Source organism: Natronomonas sp., assembly GCF_028274965.1.
Lineage (GTDB): Archaea > Halobacteriota > Halobacteria > Halobacteriales > Haloarculaceae > Natronomonas.
Map to the genome: position 1 here is coordinate 152,881 of NZ_JAQCNO010000048.1, position 16,111 is coordinate 168,991.

The following is a 16,111-nucleotide window of genomic DNA, read 5'->3' on the forward strand; positions in this document are numbered from 1 at the left end:
CGGCGCGGGGACCCCGAGGACGGAGCCACGCGTTTATACGTCCAGGCGGACTGGTACGACCAATGAGCCACCAGCGCGTCGCGGTCCGCTGTCCGTCCTGTTCACCGGGCGCGGAGACGGCCCACGAGGTCCTCAACCGGGGCGGACAGGCGACCGTCCGCTGCGGGGAGTGCGGCCACGTCCACAAGAGTACCCTCGAGGAGGAGACGACCGTCGAGCGGCGGGTCATCGTCTCGCAGGACGGTGAATCGATCGAGGCCCGGATCGACGTCCCGCCCGACGAGACGCTCGCGGCCGGCGACGAGTTTCTCGTCGAGACCGCCGAGGCGATCCTGACCGTCCGGATCACGTCGATCGAGTCCGTCGACGGCGCGCGCCTCGAGGCGGCCGACGCCACGGACGTGCGGACGCTCTGGACGCGGGCCGTCGGGAACGTCTCTGTGAACCTGACGCTGCATCCCAAGGACGGCCGGTACGACGAGACCGAGAGCGTCCGCATCCGCGTCCCCGGCGACGAGGAGTTCGTCGTCGGCCGGACCCACAAGTACGGCGACGAGGAGTTCGAGGTCGAGCGGATCCTCGTCCGCGACGACGCGAGCGGCTACGACCGGGAGGGGTACGACTTCGCCGGCGACACCGTCCTCGCGAAGGACGTCAAGCGGCTGTACGCCCGCAACGAGGACGCCCGGACCCGGGCGTGGTCGGGCTGGTAGGGATGGTCGGGGGCGGTCCGAGCGGCGACGGCGATTTCGAAGCGGCCCGCGAGCGGCTCGTCGATAGGCTCCTCGAGGCCGGCCGGATCGAGCGCCCGTCGACGGAGCGGGCGCTCCGGTGTGTCCCGCGCCACGAGTTCGTCCCCGAGACGCACCGCGGGGAGGCCTACGTCGACCGGCCGCTGCCCATCGGAGCCGGGCAGACGGTTTCGGCGCCGCACATGGTCGGGATCGTCTGCGACAGGCTGGCGCTGACGGAGGGGGACGCGGTCCTCGAGGTCGGGACCGGGTGCGGGTATCACGCCGCCGTCACCGCCGAGATCGTCGGCGACGGGAACGTCTACAGCGTCGAGTACGTGCCGTCGCTCGCCGAGGACGCCCGGGCGCGGCTCGATCGGCTCGGCTACGGCGGCGTGAGCGTCCGCGTCGGCGACGGCGCCGAGGGGTGGGCCGAGCACGCGCCCTACGACGCCGCGTACCTCGCGTGTGCCGCCCCCGAGTTCCCCGATCCGATCCTCGGACAGCTCCGGGTCGGCGGGCGGGTCCTCGCGCCGATCGGGCGGGACCGACAGACGCTCCTCGAGGCGGTCGTGACCGAGGACGGACTCGAGCGCAGCGAGCACGGGGCCGTCCGGTTCGTCGAGATGCAGGGCGAAGCCGGCAAATAAAGGCGGGGCGGCCCACTCCGCGCGATTCAATAGGATGGGGGTCCGAGACAGGGTATGGACCCCGTGGTGCTCCGGGACGACATGGTCGACAGCCTCGAACACGAGGCCAAGGCCGTCGTCCGCTCCGAACGGCTCGGCGTCGCGATGCGGTCGGTGCCCCGCGAGCCCTTCGTCGAGGACGAGTCCGTCGCCTACGCCGATCGGTCCTTCGAGCGGCTCGGGACCCGCGTGCTCTCGCCGAGCGCGGCCGGGCGGCTGCTCGAGGCCCTCGGGGCGCGCCCGGACGACACCGTCCTCGTCGTCGGCGCGGGCGTCGGGTACACCGCCGCCGTGCTGGCTGAGCTGACCGACGAGGCGAGCGTCCACGCGGTCGACATCTCCAGGCGGATGGTACACGAGGCCCGCTCGAACCTCGCGAGCGCGGGGTACCCCGGCGTGCTCGTCGACCGCCGCGACGGGGCCCGCGGGCTGGCCGAGTACGCGCCCTACGACCGGATCCTCCTCGAGGCGGCCGCGATCGAGCCGCCGCGGGCGCTCCTCGAGCAGCTGACGCCGGAGGGGCGGCTCGTCATGCCGATCGGCGGCGGCGGCCAGGAGCTCGTCGCGATCGAGGGCGGCGACCGGGTCGCCGAGTACGGCACCGTCGCGTTTCACCCGATGCTCGTCGAGGGCGAACAGGCCGAGACGGTCGAGCGAAACCGGACACAACGCGAGGACCGCGAGCACGCCCGCCGGGACGCCGAGCGCCGGAAGGGCTGGGAGCAGACCTGGATCGACTGGGACCGGCGGGCGTAGCCAAACATCCCGAACGTATAATCCGCTGTCCCCCGATCGGGGGGTATGCGACCCCTCGAAGGCGTTACGGTTATCGACGCGACGCAGGCGCTCGTCGGGCCCATGGCGAGTCAGACGTTCGGCGACCTCGGCGCGGACGTCATCAAGATCGAGCGCCCGGAGCACGGCGACCTCACGCGGACCTACCAGCCCGAGTACGGCGGGCTGTCGGCGTACTTCGTCAGCCTGAACCGCAACAAGCGGAGCGTCACGCTCGATCTGACGTCGGCGGAGGGGCAGGCGATCCTCCACGAGTTGATCGAGGACGCCGACGTGTTCCTCCAGAACTTCGCGCCCGGCAACGACGCCGTCTTCGGCGCGGAGTACGGGACGCTCCGGGGGCTGAACGAGGGGCTGATCTACTGTGACGTGTCGGGGTACGGCCCCGGAAGCCCCTACAGCGACCGGAAGGCATTCGACATCGTGCTCCAGGGCGAGACGGGGATGATGAGCATCACCGGGTCGCCGGAGGAGCCGGCCCGCGTCGGCGTTTCGATCTCCGACGTCTCCTGTGCGATGACGGCGACGTACGCGGTGTTGGCCGCGCTGTTTCACCGCGAGCGGACGGGCGAGGGCCAACACATCGACCTCTCGCTTTTCGACACCAGCTTCCAGTGGCTGTTGTACCACGTCACCGGGTACTTCGCGAGCGGGGAGGTGCCGGAGCGGATGGGGACCAAACACCCCAGTCTCGCCCCCTATCAGGCCGTCGAGACGGCGGACTCACACGTCATCGTCGGCGTCGTCAGCGAGGGGATCTGGCCGAACCTCTGTCGGGCGCTCGATCGCGAGGAGTGGATCGGCTCCGAGCGCTTCGAGACGTTCGCCGAGCGCGTCGCGAACCGCGCGGAACTCGACGCCGAACTTGAGGCGATATTCGCAGGACGGTCGACCGACGAGTGGATCGAGCACCTCCGCGAGTACGACGTTCCCTGCGCGCCGATCAACGACGTCGCGGAGGTCATCGACGACCCCCACATCGAGGCGCGGGGGATGATAGCCGAGATGGAACACCCCGAGGAAGGGACGTTCAAGGCCCCGGCGAACCCGGTCAACTTCTCCTCGCTCGAGGTGACACACGAGCGGGCACCGCCGACGCTCGGCGAGCACACCGTCGAGGTCCTCGAGGAACTGGGGTACTCACCGGAGGAGATCGTCGAACTCGAATCCAGCGGGATCGTCTGAGCCCCCGCCCACAAGAGCGGGTCGGCGCGTCGGCGCCGGGTTCGGCCGGGTCACCACCCGAGCGAGAGCAGTCTGTTCAGCGCGATGACGCAAAGCACCGTTGCGGTCACCCCCGAGAGGAGGCCGAAGGCGACCCCCCACCCGAAGAGGTCCGCGGCCGTCCCGACGACGACGCTGCCGAGCGCGCCGATCAGCATGTACGCCGTCCGGACGAGGCCGAACCCGAGTCCGCGCTCGTCCTCGCCGAGGACGTCCATGAACCGCGACTGCAGCGGCGCGCCCCACGTCATCGAGAGCCCGACGCACCCGACGCCGACGACGGCGATCGCGTCGCCGTCGCCGACCACGAGGAGGCCGAACCCGACGACACCGGCGGCCATCGTGATCGACGCGGCGGCGTCCCGCGAGAGCCGGTCCGACACCGTTCCCATCACCGGCTGGGCGACCCCGTTCGTCAGGAAGTACAGCGAAAAGAGGAGTCCGGCGGCGGTCTGTGAGAGCCCGTAGCCCTGCTGGAGGAACGCGGGGAGAAACGACGCCGTCGCCTGCCAGGCGAACGCGCCGAGCCCCGAGAGGGCGGTCGTGTACGCGATCGACGGCCGCGCCAACAGCTCCGAGAGCGCGCCGAGTCGGACCCGATCGCGGATCCGGGCGTCGGGGGCCCGCGGTTCGATCGGCCGGACCCGCAGCCAAAAGGCGGCGGCGACCGGGATCCCCGCGGCGGTTCCGAGAAGTACCGCCGGCCGCCAGCCGTACCGCGCGCCGATGGCCGCCGCCGCGGGCGGCATGAGGAGGCCGGCGATCGGCGCCCCCGAGACGTGGATCCCGATCGCCCGGCCCGTCCGGTCGTGTTGGCGGGCGACAAGCGTCGTGGCGACGCTGTAGTGGAGGCCGGCCGCGCCGCCCAGGACGACCGCGAAGAGCCCGAAGGAGACGAACGTCGGGGACAGCGCCAACAGCGCGCTCGCGGCGGCGGTTCCGCCGACCGCGGCGAGGATGATCCGTGTTTCGCCGTAGCGGTCCCCGAGGACGCCGCTCGGGAACTGCGAGAGGGCGTACATCGCCCACATGCCGGACAGCGCCAGGCCGACTGTCCCCGTGTTCACCCCGAAGGTCGCCTCAACGTCAGAGACGACGGGGCTTATGACCAGCCGCGCGGTGACCGTGACGAAAAACGCCGCCGTACACAGCACGAGGACCGTACTCCGGTACGACCACTTCACCGGTAGTCGTTCAGATAGCGTCGGAAAGACCCTTTTGATGTCGCGCCGGGGCGACCGGTTCAACAGAGCCGCGGGGCGGTGTCGGCGCAAGACAGGCGGAGGACCGTGGAGAGCCGGCGGAGGCGATCCGCCGCGTTCGGACGCGCACATCTATATACTGCCGGCGGTCCACGGGCACCCATGCGAGACGCATACCTCGTCGGCGCGGGGCAGTCGGACTACGGGGCGTTCCCGGAGGAGAGCTACCGGTCGCTGTTCCGGACGGCCTTCGAGGCCGCCGCCGACAGCGTTCCGGACGGGATCGACCGCGAGGACATCGATGAGGCGTTCGTCGGAACGCTCGGCGTCGGCGGCCGACAGCTCGGCCTCCCGGGGCCGGCGGTCACGGAACACGTCGGCCTCGGCGGCGTCCCGTGCACGCGGGTCGAAAACGCCTGCGCGGCGGGTGGGTTCGCCGTCCGGCAGGCCGTCCAGGCCGTCGGCTCCGGGATGGCCAACGTCGTTCTCGCGGGCGGCTTCGAGGTGATGTCGGACACCAGTTCGGACGCCGCGAAGTACTGGCTCGGCGTCTCCGGGGAGACCGAGTGGGAGCGGCTCTCGGGGACCACGTTTTCGGGCGTGTACGCACAGATGGCGAGCGCCCACATGGAGCGGTTCGGAACCACCGAGGAGCAGCTCTCGCAGGTGGCCGTCAAGAACCACTCGAACGGGGCGAAAAACGACCACGCGCAGTTGGGGTTCGAGTGCACCCTCGAGGAGGCCAACTCGGCCCCGGTCGTCGCCGAGCCGCTGAACCTCTATCACTGCTGTCCGACCTCCGACGGCGCGGCCTGTGCGGTGATCGTAAGCGAGGATGTCGTCGGCGAGTACACCGACGATCCGATCCGAATCGCCGGCGTCGGGGCGGGCAGCGACGCCGTGGGGCTCTTCGAGCGGGACACCTACACCGGCGTGCCGGCGAGCCGGCGGGCCGCCGAGTCGGCGTACGAGATGGCCGACGTCGGTCCCGGAGACGTCGACTTCGCCGAGGTCCACGACTGTTTCGCCATCGCGGAACTGCTCGCCTACGAGGACCTCGGGTTCTGCGAGCGGGGCGAGGCGGGGGCGCTCGTCGAGTCCGGCCGGACCGACCTCGGCGGGGAACTGCCGGTCAACACCTCCGGCGGGCTCAAATCGAAGGGCCACCCGATCGGCGCGACGGGCGTCGGCCAGATCGTCGAGGCGTACGAACAGCTCGCGGGGCGGGCCGGCGAACGGCAGGTCGAGGGCCCGGTTCGGGGGCTCACGCACAACGTCGGCGGCAGCGGCGGCGCGTCGGTCGTACACGTCCTCGAGAGAGAACGGGGGGTCGGCGCGTGACGGCGATCACCGGGGTCGGCGCGTACGCGCCGCGGTTCCGCATCAGCGCCGACGCCTTCGAGAAGGCGTGGGGTCACTTCGACGCCGACGGCGTCGAGACGAAGGCGGTCCCCGCGGCCGACGAGGACGCGTTGACGATGGCCTACGAGGCGGCGACGCGGGGGATCGAGGCCGCGGGGACCGATCCCGGGGCCGTCGGGTGGATCGGCTTCGCGTCCTCGCGGCCGCCGCTTGCCGAGGAGGACCTGACCGCCCGCCTCGGGGCGATGCTCGGGGTCTCCGAGTCCGCGACGCGGCACGTCTTCACCGGGAGCACGCGGGCCGGAACGCGCGCGCTTCGGGCCGGCGGCGACGCGCTCGAAGCCGGCCGCGAGATCGGACTCGTCGTCGCGGCCGACGCGCCGGCGGGGGCGACGGACGGATCGATCGACCACGCCGCCGGCGCGGGGGCGGCGGCGTTCGTTCTCGAAGGCGAGGGCCCGGCGGAGATACGGGACCACGCCGAGTACGCGGCCCCGTATCCGGGGACGCGCTTTCGGGTCACCGGCGAGGACGAGACCCGCGGGCTCGGCGTGACGCAGTACGACCGGCGGGCGTTCACCGAGTCGATCGCCGGGGCGGTGGACGGTCTCGACGCCGATCCGGACGCCGAGGCCGCGGCGATCCAGGCCCCGGACGGGAAACTGCCCTACCGGGCCGCCGACGCGGCGGGCGTCGGCACGGGCGACATCCGGGCCGCGGCGACCGTTCACGCGCTGGGCGATCTCGGCGCGGCGAGCGTACCGGTGTCGCTGGCGGCCGCGCTCGAGGCGGGCCACCGGCGGGTGCTCGCGGTCTCGCAGGGCGGCGGCGCGGTCGCCGACGCGTTCGTCGTCAAGGCGAGCGGCGAAACGCCGGCGCGAACGGCGCTCGACGGCGACGGGTCGCTCTCGTACGCCGAGTACCTCCGGCAGCGCGGCGTGGTCACGAACGGGCCGCCCTCCGGCGGCGGCGCGTACGTCAGCGTCCCCTCTTGGCGGCGCTCGGTGCCCCAGCGGTACAACCTCGAGGCCGGGCGCTGTCCCGCTTGCGGGGCGTTTTCGTTCCCGCCGGAGGGCGCGTGTACCGGCTGTGGCGCGCTCTGTGAGTACGAGCGCGTGCGCCTGCCGGGGACGGGGACGATCGAGGCGGTCACGACGGTCTCGCAGGGCGGCGCGCCGCCCGAGTTCGCCGAACAGCAGGCGCGGGCGGGCGAGTACGCGACCGCAATCGTCGCGCTCGATGCCGGCGTCGACGACGCGTCGGTGAGCGTCGCGGCGATGGGGACCGACGCGGCGCCCGAGGCCTTCGGGATCGGTGATCGGGTCGAGACGACGATCCGGCGGATCTACACCCAGGAGGGCGTGACCCGCTATGGCTTCAAGATCCGCCCCGCGGGGGCCCGGGACTGACCGGGGGGTCGGCGGGCGCGGGCGCTCACTCGGAGACGATCAAAAGCGCCGTGTTCCCGCGTCGGTCGGCGTAATCGTCGCCCGCGGGCGGCTTGATGTCGAACTCGACGGTCCCGTCGCGCTGGTTCGGGCCGAGGGCCGTCGAGAGTTCCATCGTTGCGACGCCGTCGGCGTCGGTCGTCGCCGTCTCGACGCCGTCCAGGCGCGCCGATCCGCCGCGGGCGATGACCGTCGCGTCCGAGACCCTCTGGCCATCGGGATCGACGACGGCGACCTCAACGGTGTGCTCGCCGGGCGTGGCGACCTCGGGTTCGGGCTGGACGTCCAACTCGGCCACAGCGAGCCCCGAGATGCCCGAGATCATGTTCATCATCACCGAGAGGCTGGCGACGCCGACGACCAAGGCGATGACCAGTCTAACCGGAAGGCCTTCGATCCCTCGCGTGTCGTTGTGGAACCGCCGTCGCTCCGACATACGCCGTCTGGCCGCGTTCGGACATATAAACCGTCGCCCGGACACCGAAACGCCCCTGTGCGTCCGGCGAGACCCGGCGGGCATGGACCGACGGGCCGCGGCCTTGGTCGCGATCGGCGGGGCGGCCGGCGCCGTGAGCCGACACGCGGTCGCGGTCGTCTTTCCGGCCTCGTTCCCGTGGGGGACGCTTTTCGTCAACGTCGTCGGCTCGTTTCTGCTCGGGATCCTCGTGTACGGAGCGGACCGAAACGGCGCGCTCACGGAGCGGACGCGGCTCGTCGTGTCGACGGGGTTCGTGTCCTCGTTCACGACATACAGCGCGTTCGCCGCCGAGACGGCCGGACTCGACCCGCGGGTGGCGGCGCTGAACGTCGTCGGGACGTACGCGCTCGGGCTGTCCGCCGTCGTCGCCGCGGCGGGGGTGGTCCGGTGGCGCTTGTGAGCGCGCTCGCGGTCGGGATCGGCGGCGGGCTCGGGGCCGTCTCGCGGTACGCCGTCGGGACGGTCGTCGGCCGTCGCGGACTCGATACGCTCCTCGTCAACGCCGGGGGCTCGTTTCTTTTCGGCGTCGTTCTAAGCGCCGAGCTCGGGAGCACGGCGGCGCTGGCGCTCGGCGTCGGGTTCTGTGGCGCGTTCACCACGTTCTCGTCGTTCGCGGTCGAGACCGTCCGGTTCGCAGAGGAGGAGCCGGCGGTCGCGCTTGCGAACGCCGTCGGGACCCTCGTCGTTGCGCTCCTCGCGGTGATCGCCGGTGGCGCCGTCGGCTCGCTCGCCGGCTGAGGCGGCCCCGGAAACGGACCCGTCCCGGTCGGTAGAGCTAGAACGCGCCGCCGGTCCGACGCGGCGGCTCAGTCGTCGCCCACGGCCGGGGACAGCTTGCGCATCTCGGCCTCGAAATCGCGGGGGCGGAGCCGATCGGCGGTCCGCTGTAGCTCGGCTCGCATCCGCTCGAACTCGGCGGTCAGCTCCGCGTACGCCTCGCTCGCCCGGAGTTCCTCCTCGTTTTTGCGCGCCTGCAGCGCCGCGCGCTTCGAGGCCACCGAAAAGAACTCCTGGACCCGTTCGTCGTACTCCGAGCGGGTCGTAAGCGCCTCGAGGACCTCCCGGAGTTCCGCGCGCTGGACCGGCTTGACGAGGTACTCGTCGAACCCCATCTCGATGATGTCAAAATCGGGTTCGACGGCCGTCACGATCGACACGCGGCAGTCGTACCCCGCAGACCGGACGTGCGAGAGCAGCTCGTCGCCCGCCATCCGTGGCATCAGCCGGTCGATGAGCGCGACGTCGATGTCGCTGTCGAAGGCGTCGATCGCCTCCTCACCCCCGTAGGCCGTGCGCACGTCGTACGATTCACGCAGCCAGACCCCGTAGAGATCGGCGAGTTCGGGCTCGTCGTCGACGACGAGCACGGTCGGTTCGTCGCTCACACGAGACACCCCATTCGTCTGTGTGAACGAGCGTCGCACACATATCGACCACATCGGTTTCATCGCTCGAAACGGGCGCCGAGAGAGCCGATCGGTAGCCGTCGGGTCAGGCCTCGATCGCGACGACCCGCCGGTCGGTGATCGGTCGCAGCGGGAGTTCGGGAAAGGCGACCTCGAGTTCGTAGACGAGCTCCTCCGCGTCGCCGCCGAAGACGCCGACCGGGAGCGTCGTTTCGCCGAGATACCGGGTCTCGGCGGTCATCTCGATCCCGTTGACGGTGATCCGGACGCCGGCCGGTTCGCCGTCGCCCTCGTTTCGCACCGTGACCTCGCCCATCGCGTTCTCGCCGGCGCCGACGGCCTCGGGGACGCCGCGCCACTCGATCGAGAGCGCCGGCAGCGCGCCGGCCTGCTCGAGGACGCGCTCGGAGACGCCCTCCGAGAGGCCCGCTGAGACGAGCCCCTCGACGCCGGCGGCGCGGATGTCGGCGGGGTCACTCAGCCCCTCCGCGGCCAGTTTCTGCGCCCGGCCCGCGCCGATCCCATCGACGGCGACCAGGCCGACCGCCTCGCTGCCGACGCCGTGCTCGACGCGGGCCTCGACGCGGCGGACGAGGTTCGCGTCGCTCGGCGTCCCGAACCGCTCGCAGAAGGCCCGGAGCGCGGCCAGAAACCGCAGTCCGTTCCGCCTGATGACCCACGCGTCGCTCTTGAGCTCGCCGGGGGTCGTCCCGGACATCCCGGTTTTGAGGATCGCGAGCACCTTCCGGTTGCCCGGATCGAGGTCCGTCCCGTCGCCGTCCAGCACCGCGCCGAAGGCCTCGCGTTCGTCCCGGCGGGCCGAGACGCTGTCGAACTCCGCCGCGTCGGCGACAGCCCGGAGGACATCCGTTTCCCCGAGGGAACTCGTCCCGTCGCCGCCCGAGACGCACAGCGAGTGAAACGCCTCGGCCGTTTCGAGCCGGAGGTAGAACTGCGAGGCGAGGCGGCCGAGCGCCGTTGGTTCGATCTCTAAGCCGGACTGATCGACGAAGCCGCCGTCGACGAGCCGCTGCAGCGTCGCGGAGACGCGATCGCGAAGCGACGCGCTGTCGTCGTAGCGATCGGGTGCGCTCTGGGCGCGGGCGTAGTAGAACGTCGTTTCGAGCCAGCCCATCACGTCCTCGATGTCGTCGACGACGCCGAGGGCGATCTCGGCGTTCAGGTGGGAGTCAAGCTCCTCGGCGAGGCGGGACTCGATCGGCTTGCCGTCCCGGAGCAGCCGGCGGTACTTCTCGGCGTCGGCCCCGTCGCAGACGACGTGGGCGTAGCCCGCGTCGTCGTAGCCCGGCCGGCCGGCGCGGCCGAGCATCTGGAGGATGTCGAGCGGGCTCATGTCGACCTCGCCCTCGAGGGGGTCGTGCAGTTTGGTGTCGCGGATGACGACACAGCGCGCCGGGAGGTTGACGCCCCACGCCAGCGTCGACGTCGAGAACAGGAGCTGTATCTTCCCGGCTTTGAACCACGCCTCGACGCGGTCCTTGTCGGCCTTCGAGAGACCGGCGTGATGGAAGCCGACGCCGTCGACGACCGACTGTCTGAGCGTGTCGTTTCCCAGTTCGCTGGCGTCGGTGTGGTACTCGTAGTCGCCCCGCGAGGAGATCTCGACGTCGCGCTCTGCGAGTTCGTCCCGCGCTTTCTCCGCGGCCCGGACGGTGTCCTGTCGGGAGGCGACGAAGACGAGCGCCTGACCGCCGTCGTCGATGTGCGGCTGTGCGAGGTCCAACGCCCGGTAGAGCCGGCGGTACTTGTCGGCGAAGGCGTTCTCGCCGTGGGCGTACGTCTCGACCGTCGCCGAGAGCGGCACCGGCCGGTACCCGTCGCCGAACTCGAAGGTGCAGTCGCCCGGGGCGTCGAGCCACCCGGCGACGTCGTCGACGTTCTGCATCGTCGCCGACAGCGCGACGATCCGCGGCGCACAGAGCCGCCTGAGCCGCGAGACGGTCACCTCGAGGACGGCCCCGCGGCGATCCGAATCGAGGAGGTGGACCTCGTCGATGACACAGCAGTCGACGTCGGTCATAAACGAGTACCGCGGGGAGTCGTGTTTCCGGGTCGCCGAGTCCGCCTTCTCCGGGGTCATCACCAGGATGTCCGCCCGCTCGGCGCGACTCGGCGTCAGTTCCCGTTCGCCGGTGACGACGTACACCGAGTACCCGAGGGACTCGAAGCGGTCCCACTCGTCTTCCTTTTCGTTCGTCAGCGCGCGAAGCGGGGCCAAAAACAGCGCGGTGCCGCCGGCCGCGAGCGTCCGGCAGATGGCCGCCTCGGCGAGCGCCGTCTTGCCGCTTGCGGTCGGCGCGCTGACGACGACGTTGTCGTCGCGCTCGACGAGCGCGGGCAGCGCGGCCGACTGCATCCTGTTGAACGACTCGAACGGGAAGGCGTCGGCGAACGCCGGGAGGACGTCCTCGACGGCGATGCCCGTTTCGTACCCCGTGCGACCTGCCACGCGAGAAACCGAGGGTGCCGGGCGTATAGGCGTTTCCGTCCGGGGCCACACCCTTTTGTGCGATCGCCCGAAGGAAGAGACATGAGCAGTCGGCCCCGGAAGCCGGAGTGGCTGAAGTCCCGTCCGCCGAGCGGCGAGCGCTTCACCGAGATCAGATCGACGCTCCGGGATCGGGGGCTTCACACGGTCTGCGAGGAGGCGAACTGCCCGAACCTCGGGGAGTGCTGGAGCGGACGGAACGGCCCCGGCACCGCGACGTTCATGCTGATGGGCGAGCGCTGCTCGCGGGGCTGTAACTTCTGTGACGTCGAGACGGGCGGGATGGAGCCGCTCGACCCCGACGAGCCGGCGTCGGTCGCCGAGGCCGTCGGCGAGATCGGCCTCGAGTACGTCGTGTTGACCTCCGTCGACCGCGACGATCTGGCCGACGGCGGCGCGGCCCACTTCGCCGAGACGGTCGAGGAAATAAAGCGGCGCGACCCGGAGGTCCTCGTCGAGGCGTTGATCCCGGACTTCCGGGGCGATCTCGACGCCGTCGAGCGGGTCATCGAGGCGGGGGCGGACGTCGTCGCGCACAACGTCGAGACGGTCGAACGGCTCCAGTGGCCGGTCCGCGACCGCCGGGCGGGGTACGAGCAGTCGCTCTCGGTGCTCGAACGCGTCGTCGACTCGGAGGCGTACGCGAAGACGAGTCTCATGCTCGGCGTCGGCGAGTACGACCACGAGGTGTACCGGACGCTGTCGGACCTCTCCGAGATCGGCGTCGACGTCGTCACGCTGGGGCAGTACCTCCAGCCCTCCCGGTCGCACCTGGAGGTGTTCGAGTACGTACACCCCGACGTCTTCGACGTCTGGAAGCGGGTCGCAGAGGGGGAGTTCGGCTTTCTGTACTGCGCGTCGGGGCCGATGGTCCGCTCGTCGTTCAAGGCCGGCGAGCTCTTCGTCGAGGCCCTGCTTCGGGACGGCAAAACCGTCTCGGAGGCCCGCGCCGCCGCCGAGTAGGCGACGCCGAGCGCCGACGGGACCCGTGCGGATCACGTTTTTTAGCCGGCGGGCACACACTGTCGTGTATGGACCGGGGCGAGGGGGTCTCGGCGGACGAGGCGTTCGCGCTGTTGGGCACCGAGACGCGGATACGGATACTGCGGGAGCTCTGGCGGCGGGCCCACGAGGGGGCGGGCGACCGGGCGGAGCCGGTCCCGTTCTCGGAGCTGCGAAACGCGGTCGGGGCGCGCGACAGCGGCAACTTCAGCTACCACCTCGACCGTCTCGTCGGCCCGTTCGTCGAGCGCGCCCCGGAGGGGTACGTCATCCGGCGGGCCGGCACCCACGTCGTCCGGGCGATCCTCGCGGGGACCGTCACCGACGACCCCTCGTTCGGCCCGTCGAACTCGACGAGACGTGCTACCGCTGTGGGGCCTCGATAACGGTCTCCTACAGCGACGGGCGGCTGTACACGCGCTGTACGGCGTGTGAGGGGGCGATCGACGCCGACGGCGGGGCGATCACCACCCACTCGGTGCCGCCGGCCGGGATCGCCGACCGGTCGCTTTCGGGCGTCGTGCGGGCGGCCTGCGTGAACTACGTCGCCGAGATCGACCTGTTGTGCGCGGGCGTCTGCCCGGTCTGTGCCGGTCGGGTCGACCCGGAACTGCGGGTCTGTGCGGAGCATTCGGTCCCGGACGGCGGGCTCTGTTCGTCCTGCGGGACCGAACCCCGGGTTTCGGCGGCGGCCACCTGCCGGAACTGCCGGTTCCACCGGGTGTTCGTGCCGGTGTTCGCCGCCCACGACCACCCGGTCGTCGCCGGGGCGCTCACCGATCGGGGCTACGACGCCGCCGCACCGGGCTTTCGGGAGCTGTGCGAGCTGCTCGGGTGGCCGGCGGAGCCGACGGCCGAGGGGGTGGTGTACGCCGTCCCGTCGCCGGACGACGACCGGGCGGTGCGGGTCGACGCGACGCTGTCGGTGAGCGAGGCGGCGCGGACGGGAGAGAGAGTAAAGGGGCGTACGGCGGGCGCATCCCCACCCGGGACCGCGATGGGTCGCCGAGCGCTCGCCGCGTCCGTGCCGTCGTCCGATCCGAACATCAGTGTTTTCTGTAACTGAGTACAGTCGCCGGCGCGGTACGTCCCCGGTGGTTCGCCCCGACGCAACTACTATGCCGACGGGCGCGAACGTGATTTATATGCGAAGGAGGAACCGATGAGCGCGGACCCCGGCGACCGGGTCCGGATACTCGACGAGGACGGGACGGTCGTCGACGGGGCGACGGTGCCGGATCTCGACGAGGAGACGCTCGTCGAGATGTACCGCACGATGCGGCTCGCGCGTCACTTCGACGAGCGGGCGGTCAGCCTCCAGCGGCAGGGTCGGATGGGGACGTACCCGCCGCTGGCGGGCCAGGAGGCCGCACAGGTCGCCAGCGCGATGGCGCTCTCGCCGGACGACTGGATCTTTCCGAGTTACCGCGAGCACGCCGCGTCGTACGTCCGCGGCGTCGGCCTGGATCGGACCCTCCGGTACTGGATGGGCGACGAGCGCGGCAACGAGCTCACCGGGCTGAACGTGTTCCCGGTCGCGGTGCCGATCGCAACGCAGGTGCTTCACGCGACGGGCGCAGCGTGGGCTTCAAAGCTCTCCGGCGGCGGGGAGGCGTTCGTCTGTTATTTCGGTGACGGTGCGACGAGCGAGGGGGACTTCCACGAGGGGCTCAACTTCGCCGGCGTCTTCGACGTGCCCGCCGTCTTCTTCTGTAACAACAACCAGTGGGCGATCTCGGTGCCGAGAGAGCGCCAGACGGCCTCGGAGACGCTCGCGGGGAAGGCGGAGGCGTACGGGTTCGAGGGCGTCGTCGTCGACGGGATGGACCCCCTCGCGGTGTATCAGGCGACGTCGGACGCGATCGCCGACGCGACCGGCGAGGGGCGCAACGGCGAGGACGGCCGCGCGCGGCCGACGCTCATCGAGGCGGTGCAGTACCGCTTCGGGGCGCACACGACCGCCGACGACCCCTCCGTGTACCGCGACGACGCGGAGGTCGAACGCTGGAAGCGGAAGGACCCGATCCCGCGGCTCGAGGCGTTCCTCCGCGGACGGGGGATCGTCGACGACGAGCGGGTCGCGGCGATCGAGGAGTCGGTGCGGGCCGAGGTCGCCGACGCCATCGAGGCCGCCGAGGGAACCGAACGCCCGAAGCCGGGCGATATGTTCGATCACGTCTACGCCGAGCGCACCGACCGGCTGGCCGAACAGGCCGCCGATCTCGAGGGGCTGTGCGAGCGCCACGGCGACGAGGAGCTACTGGAATGAGCACGCAGAAACCGGACACCCAGAACCTGACCCTGGTACAGGCCGTCCGCGACGGACTGAAAAGCGAGATGCACCGCGACGAGGACGTCCTTGTGCTCGGCGAGGACGTCGGCAAGAACGGCGGCGTCTTCCGGGCGACGGAGGGGCTCTACGAGGAGTTCGGCGAGGATCGCGTCATCGACACGCCGCTGGCCGAGTCGGGGATCGTCGGGACCTCGATCGGGATGGCCGCCTACGGCCTCCGGCCGGTCCCGGAGATCCAGTTCTCCGGGTTCATGTACCCCGCGTTCGATCAGATCGTCTCCCACGCCGCCCGGCTCCGGAACCGCTCGCGGGGGCGTTTCAGTTGCCCGATGGTCGTCCGCGCGCCCTACGGCGGCGGGATCCGCGCGCCGGAGCACCACTCCGAGTCGAAGGAGGCGATCTACGTCCACGAGGCGGGGCTGAAGGTCGTCGTCCCCTCGACGCCGTACGACACCAAGGGGCTGCTCGCCGCGTCGATCCGGGACCCCGACCCGGTGATCTTCTTAGAGCCGAAGCTCATCTACCGGGCGTTCCGCGGGGACGTCCCCGAGGAGCCTTACACGGTCGAGTTGGGCGAGGCCGCCGTCCGCCGCGAGGGCGCGGACGTCTCGGTGTTCACGTGGGGCGCGATGACGCGGCCGACGCTGTCGGCCGCCGAGTCGGTCGCCGACGACGGGATCGACTGTGAGGTCGTCGACATGCGGACGCTGTCGCCGATGGACACCGACACGCTGTTGGCGTCCTTCGAGAAGACCGGGCGGGCGGTCGTCGTCCACGAGGCGCCCAAGACGGGCGGGCTGGCCGGGGAGATCACGGCGACGATCCAGGAGGAGGCGCTGTACTACCAGGAGGCGCCGATCGAGCGCGTGACCGGCTTCGACGTGCCGTACCCGCTGTACGCCCTGGAGGACTACTACATGCCGGAGGACACGCGGATCGAGGAGGCGATCAGGGAGACGGTGGCGTTCTGAC

Annotated in this window: 17 protein-coding genes; 13 read left to right on the forward strand and 4 right to left on the reverse strand. The window is 71.0% G+C overall.

Annotated elements, in window-relative coordinates:
• Nucleotides 1-62 precede the first annotated feature (62 nt).
• The 4 genes from Q0916_RS06940 to Q0916_RS06955 are packed head-to-tail and all read left to right on the forward strand — an operon-like array spanning nucleotide 63 to nucleotide 3,400.
• Nucleotides 63-713, forward strand: a complete 651-nt coding sequence (locus tag Q0916_RS06940; protein WP_299236053.1) for an HVO_0476 family zinc finger protein — start codon at nucleotides 63-65, stop codon at nucleotides 711-713.
• A 2-nt stretch (nucleotides 714-715) separates the two neighbouring features.
• The gene (locus Q0916_RS06945) at nucleotides 716-1,381 is read left to right on the forward strand and encodes a protein-L-isoaspartate(D-aspartate) O-methyltransferase (protein WP_299236097.1); all 666 of its coding nucleotides are present in this window, start codon (nucleotides 716-718) and stop codon (nucleotides 1,379-1,381) included.
• Nucleotides 1,382-1,435: 54 nt separating this feature from the next.
• Entirely contained in the window at nucleotides 1,436-2,176 is a 741-nt protein-coding gene (locus Q0916_RS06950; protein ID WP_299236055.1) for a protein-L-isoaspartate O-methyltransferase family protein, read from the forward strand.
• Between the two features lie 45 nt (nucleotides 2,177-2,221).
• Complete coding sequence (locus Q0916_RS06955) at nucleotides 2,222-3,400, forward strand: CaiB/BaiF CoA transferase family protein (RefSeq protein ID WP_299236057.1); 1,179 nt, start codon at nucleotides 2,222-2,224, stop codon at nucleotides 3,398-3,400.
• Between the two features lie 50 nt (nucleotides 3,401-3,450).
• On the opposite strand, the gene Q0916_RS06960 is transcribed toward Q0916_RS06955, so the two are convergent.
• On the reverse strand, nucleotides 3,451-4,623 hold the full coding sequence (locus Q0916_RS06960; RefSeq protein WP_299236059.1) for an MFS transporter: 1,173 nt from the start codon (nucleotides 4,621-4,623) through the stop codon (nucleotides 3,451-3,453).
• A 180-nt stretch (nucleotides 4,624-4,803) separates the two neighbouring features.
• Between Q0916_RS06960 and Q0916_RS06965 the strand changes: the two genes are divergently transcribed.
• Nucleotides 4,804-5,982, forward strand: a complete 1,179-nt coding sequence (locus Q0916_RS06965; RefSeq protein WP_299236061.1) for a thiolase domain-containing protein — start codon at nucleotides 4,804-4,806, stop codon at nucleotides 5,980-5,982.
• Entirely contained in the window at nucleotides 5,979-7,412 is a 1,434-nt protein-coding gene (locus Q0916_RS06970) for a zinc ribbon domain-containing protein (RefSeq protein ID WP_299236063.1), read from the forward strand. The genes Q0916_RS06965 and Q0916_RS06970 overlap by 4 nt, the downstream gene beginning before the upstream one ends.
• 25 nt (nucleotides 7,413-7,437) lie before the next feature.
• On the opposite strand, the gene Q0916_RS06975 is transcribed toward Q0916_RS06970, so the two are convergent.
• Nucleotides 7,438-7,887, reverse strand: a complete 450-nt coding sequence (locus tag Q0916_RS06975) for a DUF7382 domain-containing protein (RefSeq protein WP_299236064.1) — start codon at nucleotides 7,885-7,887, stop codon at nucleotides 7,438-7,440.
• Between the two features lie 82 nt (nucleotides 7,888-7,969).
• Here Q0916_RS06975 and Q0916_RS06980 point away from each other — a divergent pair, with 82 nt between their 5' ends.
• Entirely contained in the window at nucleotides 7,970-8,329 is a 360-nt protein-coding gene (locus Q0916_RS06980) for a fluoride efflux transporter FluC (protein WP_299236065.1), read from the forward strand.
• On the forward strand, nucleotides 8,317-8,667 hold the full coding sequence (locus Q0916_RS06985) for a fluoride efflux transporter FluC (protein WP_299236066.1): 351 nt from the start codon (nucleotides 8,317-8,319) through the stop codon (nucleotides 8,665-8,667). The genes Q0916_RS06980 and Q0916_RS06985 overlap by 13 nt, the downstream gene beginning before the upstream one ends.
• Before the next feature lie 68 nt (nucleotides 8,668-8,735).
• Here the strand turns inward: Q0916_RS06985 and Q0916_RS06990 are convergent, their stop codons facing one another.
• Together Q0916_RS06990 and Q0916_RS06995 are read right to left on the reverse strand one after the other, a co-directional pair.
• On the reverse strand, nucleotides 8,736-9,314 hold the full coding sequence (locus Q0916_RS06990) for a response regulator transcription factor (RefSeq protein ID WP_299236068.1): 579 nt from the start codon (nucleotides 9,312-9,314) through the stop codon (nucleotides 8,736-8,738).
• Nucleotides 9,315-9,420: 106 nt separating this feature from the next.
• A complete protein-coding gene (locus Q0916_RS06995) occupies nucleotides 9,421-11,775 on the reverse strand; it encodes a DEAD/DEAH box helicase (RefSeq protein ID WP_299236099.1) in 2,355 nt (784 codons plus the stop codon).
• Nucleotides 11,776-11,886: 111 nt separating this feature from the next.
• Here Q0916_RS06995 and lipA point away from each other — a divergent pair, with 111 nt between their 5' ends.
• The 5 genes from lipA to Q0916_RS07020 all read left to right on the forward strand — a co-directional run bounded on the left by lipA (nucleotide 11,887) and on the right by Q0916_RS07020 (nucleotide 16,110).
• Nucleotides 11,887-12,807, forward strand: coding sequence for a lipoyl synthase (gene lipA / locus Q0916_RS07000; RefSeq protein ID WP_299236070.1), 921 nt, complete (start codon nucleotides 11,887-11,889; stop codon nucleotides 12,805-12,807).
• A 68-nt stretch (nucleotides 12,808-12,875) separates the two neighbouring features.
• Nucleotides 12,876-13,232, forward strand: coding sequence for a DUF7347 domain-containing protein (locus tag Q0916_RS07005; protein ID WP_299236072.1), 357 nt, complete (start codon nucleotides 12,876-12,878; stop codon nucleotides 13,230-13,232).
• 23 nt (nucleotides 13,233-13,255) lie between these two features.
• Nucleotides 13,256-13,912 carry a DUF7351 domain-containing protein gene (locus Q0916_RS07010; protein ID WP_422656520.1) on the forward strand — a complete coding sequence of 219 codons (657 nt, stop codon included), beginning with the start codon at nucleotides 13,256-13,258 and terminating at the stop codon, nucleotides 13,910-13,912.
• Nucleotides 13,913-14,008: 96 nt separating this feature from the next.
• On the forward strand, nucleotides 14,009-15,115 hold the full coding sequence (pdhA, locus tag Q0916_RS07015) for a pyruvate dehydrogenase (acetyl-transferring) E1 component subunit alpha (protein ID WP_299236075.1): 1,107 nt from the start codon (nucleotides 14,009-14,011) through the stop codon (nucleotides 15,113-15,115).
• Nucleotides 15,112-16,110, forward strand: a complete 999-nt coding sequence (locus tag Q0916_RS07020; protein ID WP_299236076.1) for an alpha-ketoacid dehydrogenase subunit beta — start codon at nucleotides 15,112-15,114, stop codon at nucleotides 16,108-16,110. The genes pdhA and Q0916_RS07020 overlap by 4 nt, the downstream gene beginning before the upstream one ends.
• Nucleotide 16,111 lies beyond the last annotated feature (1 nt).

What these genes read in the sequence shown, in the direction of transcription:
- Q0916_RS06955 (WP_299236057.1), top strand. Translation starts at nt 2,222, where the DNA reads ATGCGACCCCTCGAAGGCGTTACGGTTATCGACGCGACGCAGGCGCTC.
- Q0916_RS07020 (WP_299236076.1), top strand. Translation starts at nt 15,112, where the DNA reads ATGAGCACGCAGAAACCGGACACCCAGAACCTGACCCTGGTACAGGCC.
- Q0916_RS06940 (WP_299236053.1), top strand. Translation starts at nt 63, where the DNA reads ATGAGCCACCAGCGCGTCGCGGTCCGCTGTCCGTCCTGTTCACCGGGC.
- pdhA (WP_299236075.1), top strand. Translation starts at nt 14,009, where the DNA reads ATGAGCGCGGACCCCGGCGACCGGGTCCGGATACTCGACGAGGACGGG.
- Q0916_RS06945 (WP_299236097.1), top strand. Translation starts at nt 716, where the DNA reads ATGGTCGGGGGCGGTCCGAGCGGCGACGGCGATTTCGAAGCGGCCCGC.
- Q0916_RS06975 (WP_299236064.1), bottom strand. Translation starts at nt 7,887, where the DNA reads ATGTCGGAGCGACGGCGGTTCCACAACGACACGCGAGGGATCGAAGGC.
- Q0916_RS06950 (WP_299236055.1), top strand. Translation starts at nt 1,436, where the DNA reads ATGGACCCCGTGGTGCTCCGGGACGACATGGTCGACAGCCTCGAACAC.
- lipA (WP_299236070.1), top strand. Translation starts at nt 11,887, where the DNA reads ATGAGCAGTCGGCCCCGGAAGCCGGAGTGGCTGAAGTCCCGTCCGCCG.
- Q0916_RS07005 (WP_299236072.1), top strand. Translation starts at nt 12,876, where the DNA reads ATGGACCGGGGCGAGGGGGTCTCGGCGGACGAGGCGTTCGCGCTGTTG.
- Q0916_RS06980 (WP_299236065.1), top strand. Translation starts at nt 7,970, where the DNA reads ATGGACCGACGGGCCGCGGCCTTGGTCGCGATCGGCGGGGCGGCCGGC.
- Q0916_RS06965 (WP_299236061.1), top strand. Translation starts at nt 4,804, where the DNA reads ATGCGAGACGCATACCTCGTCGGCGCGGGGCAGTCGGACTACGGGGCG.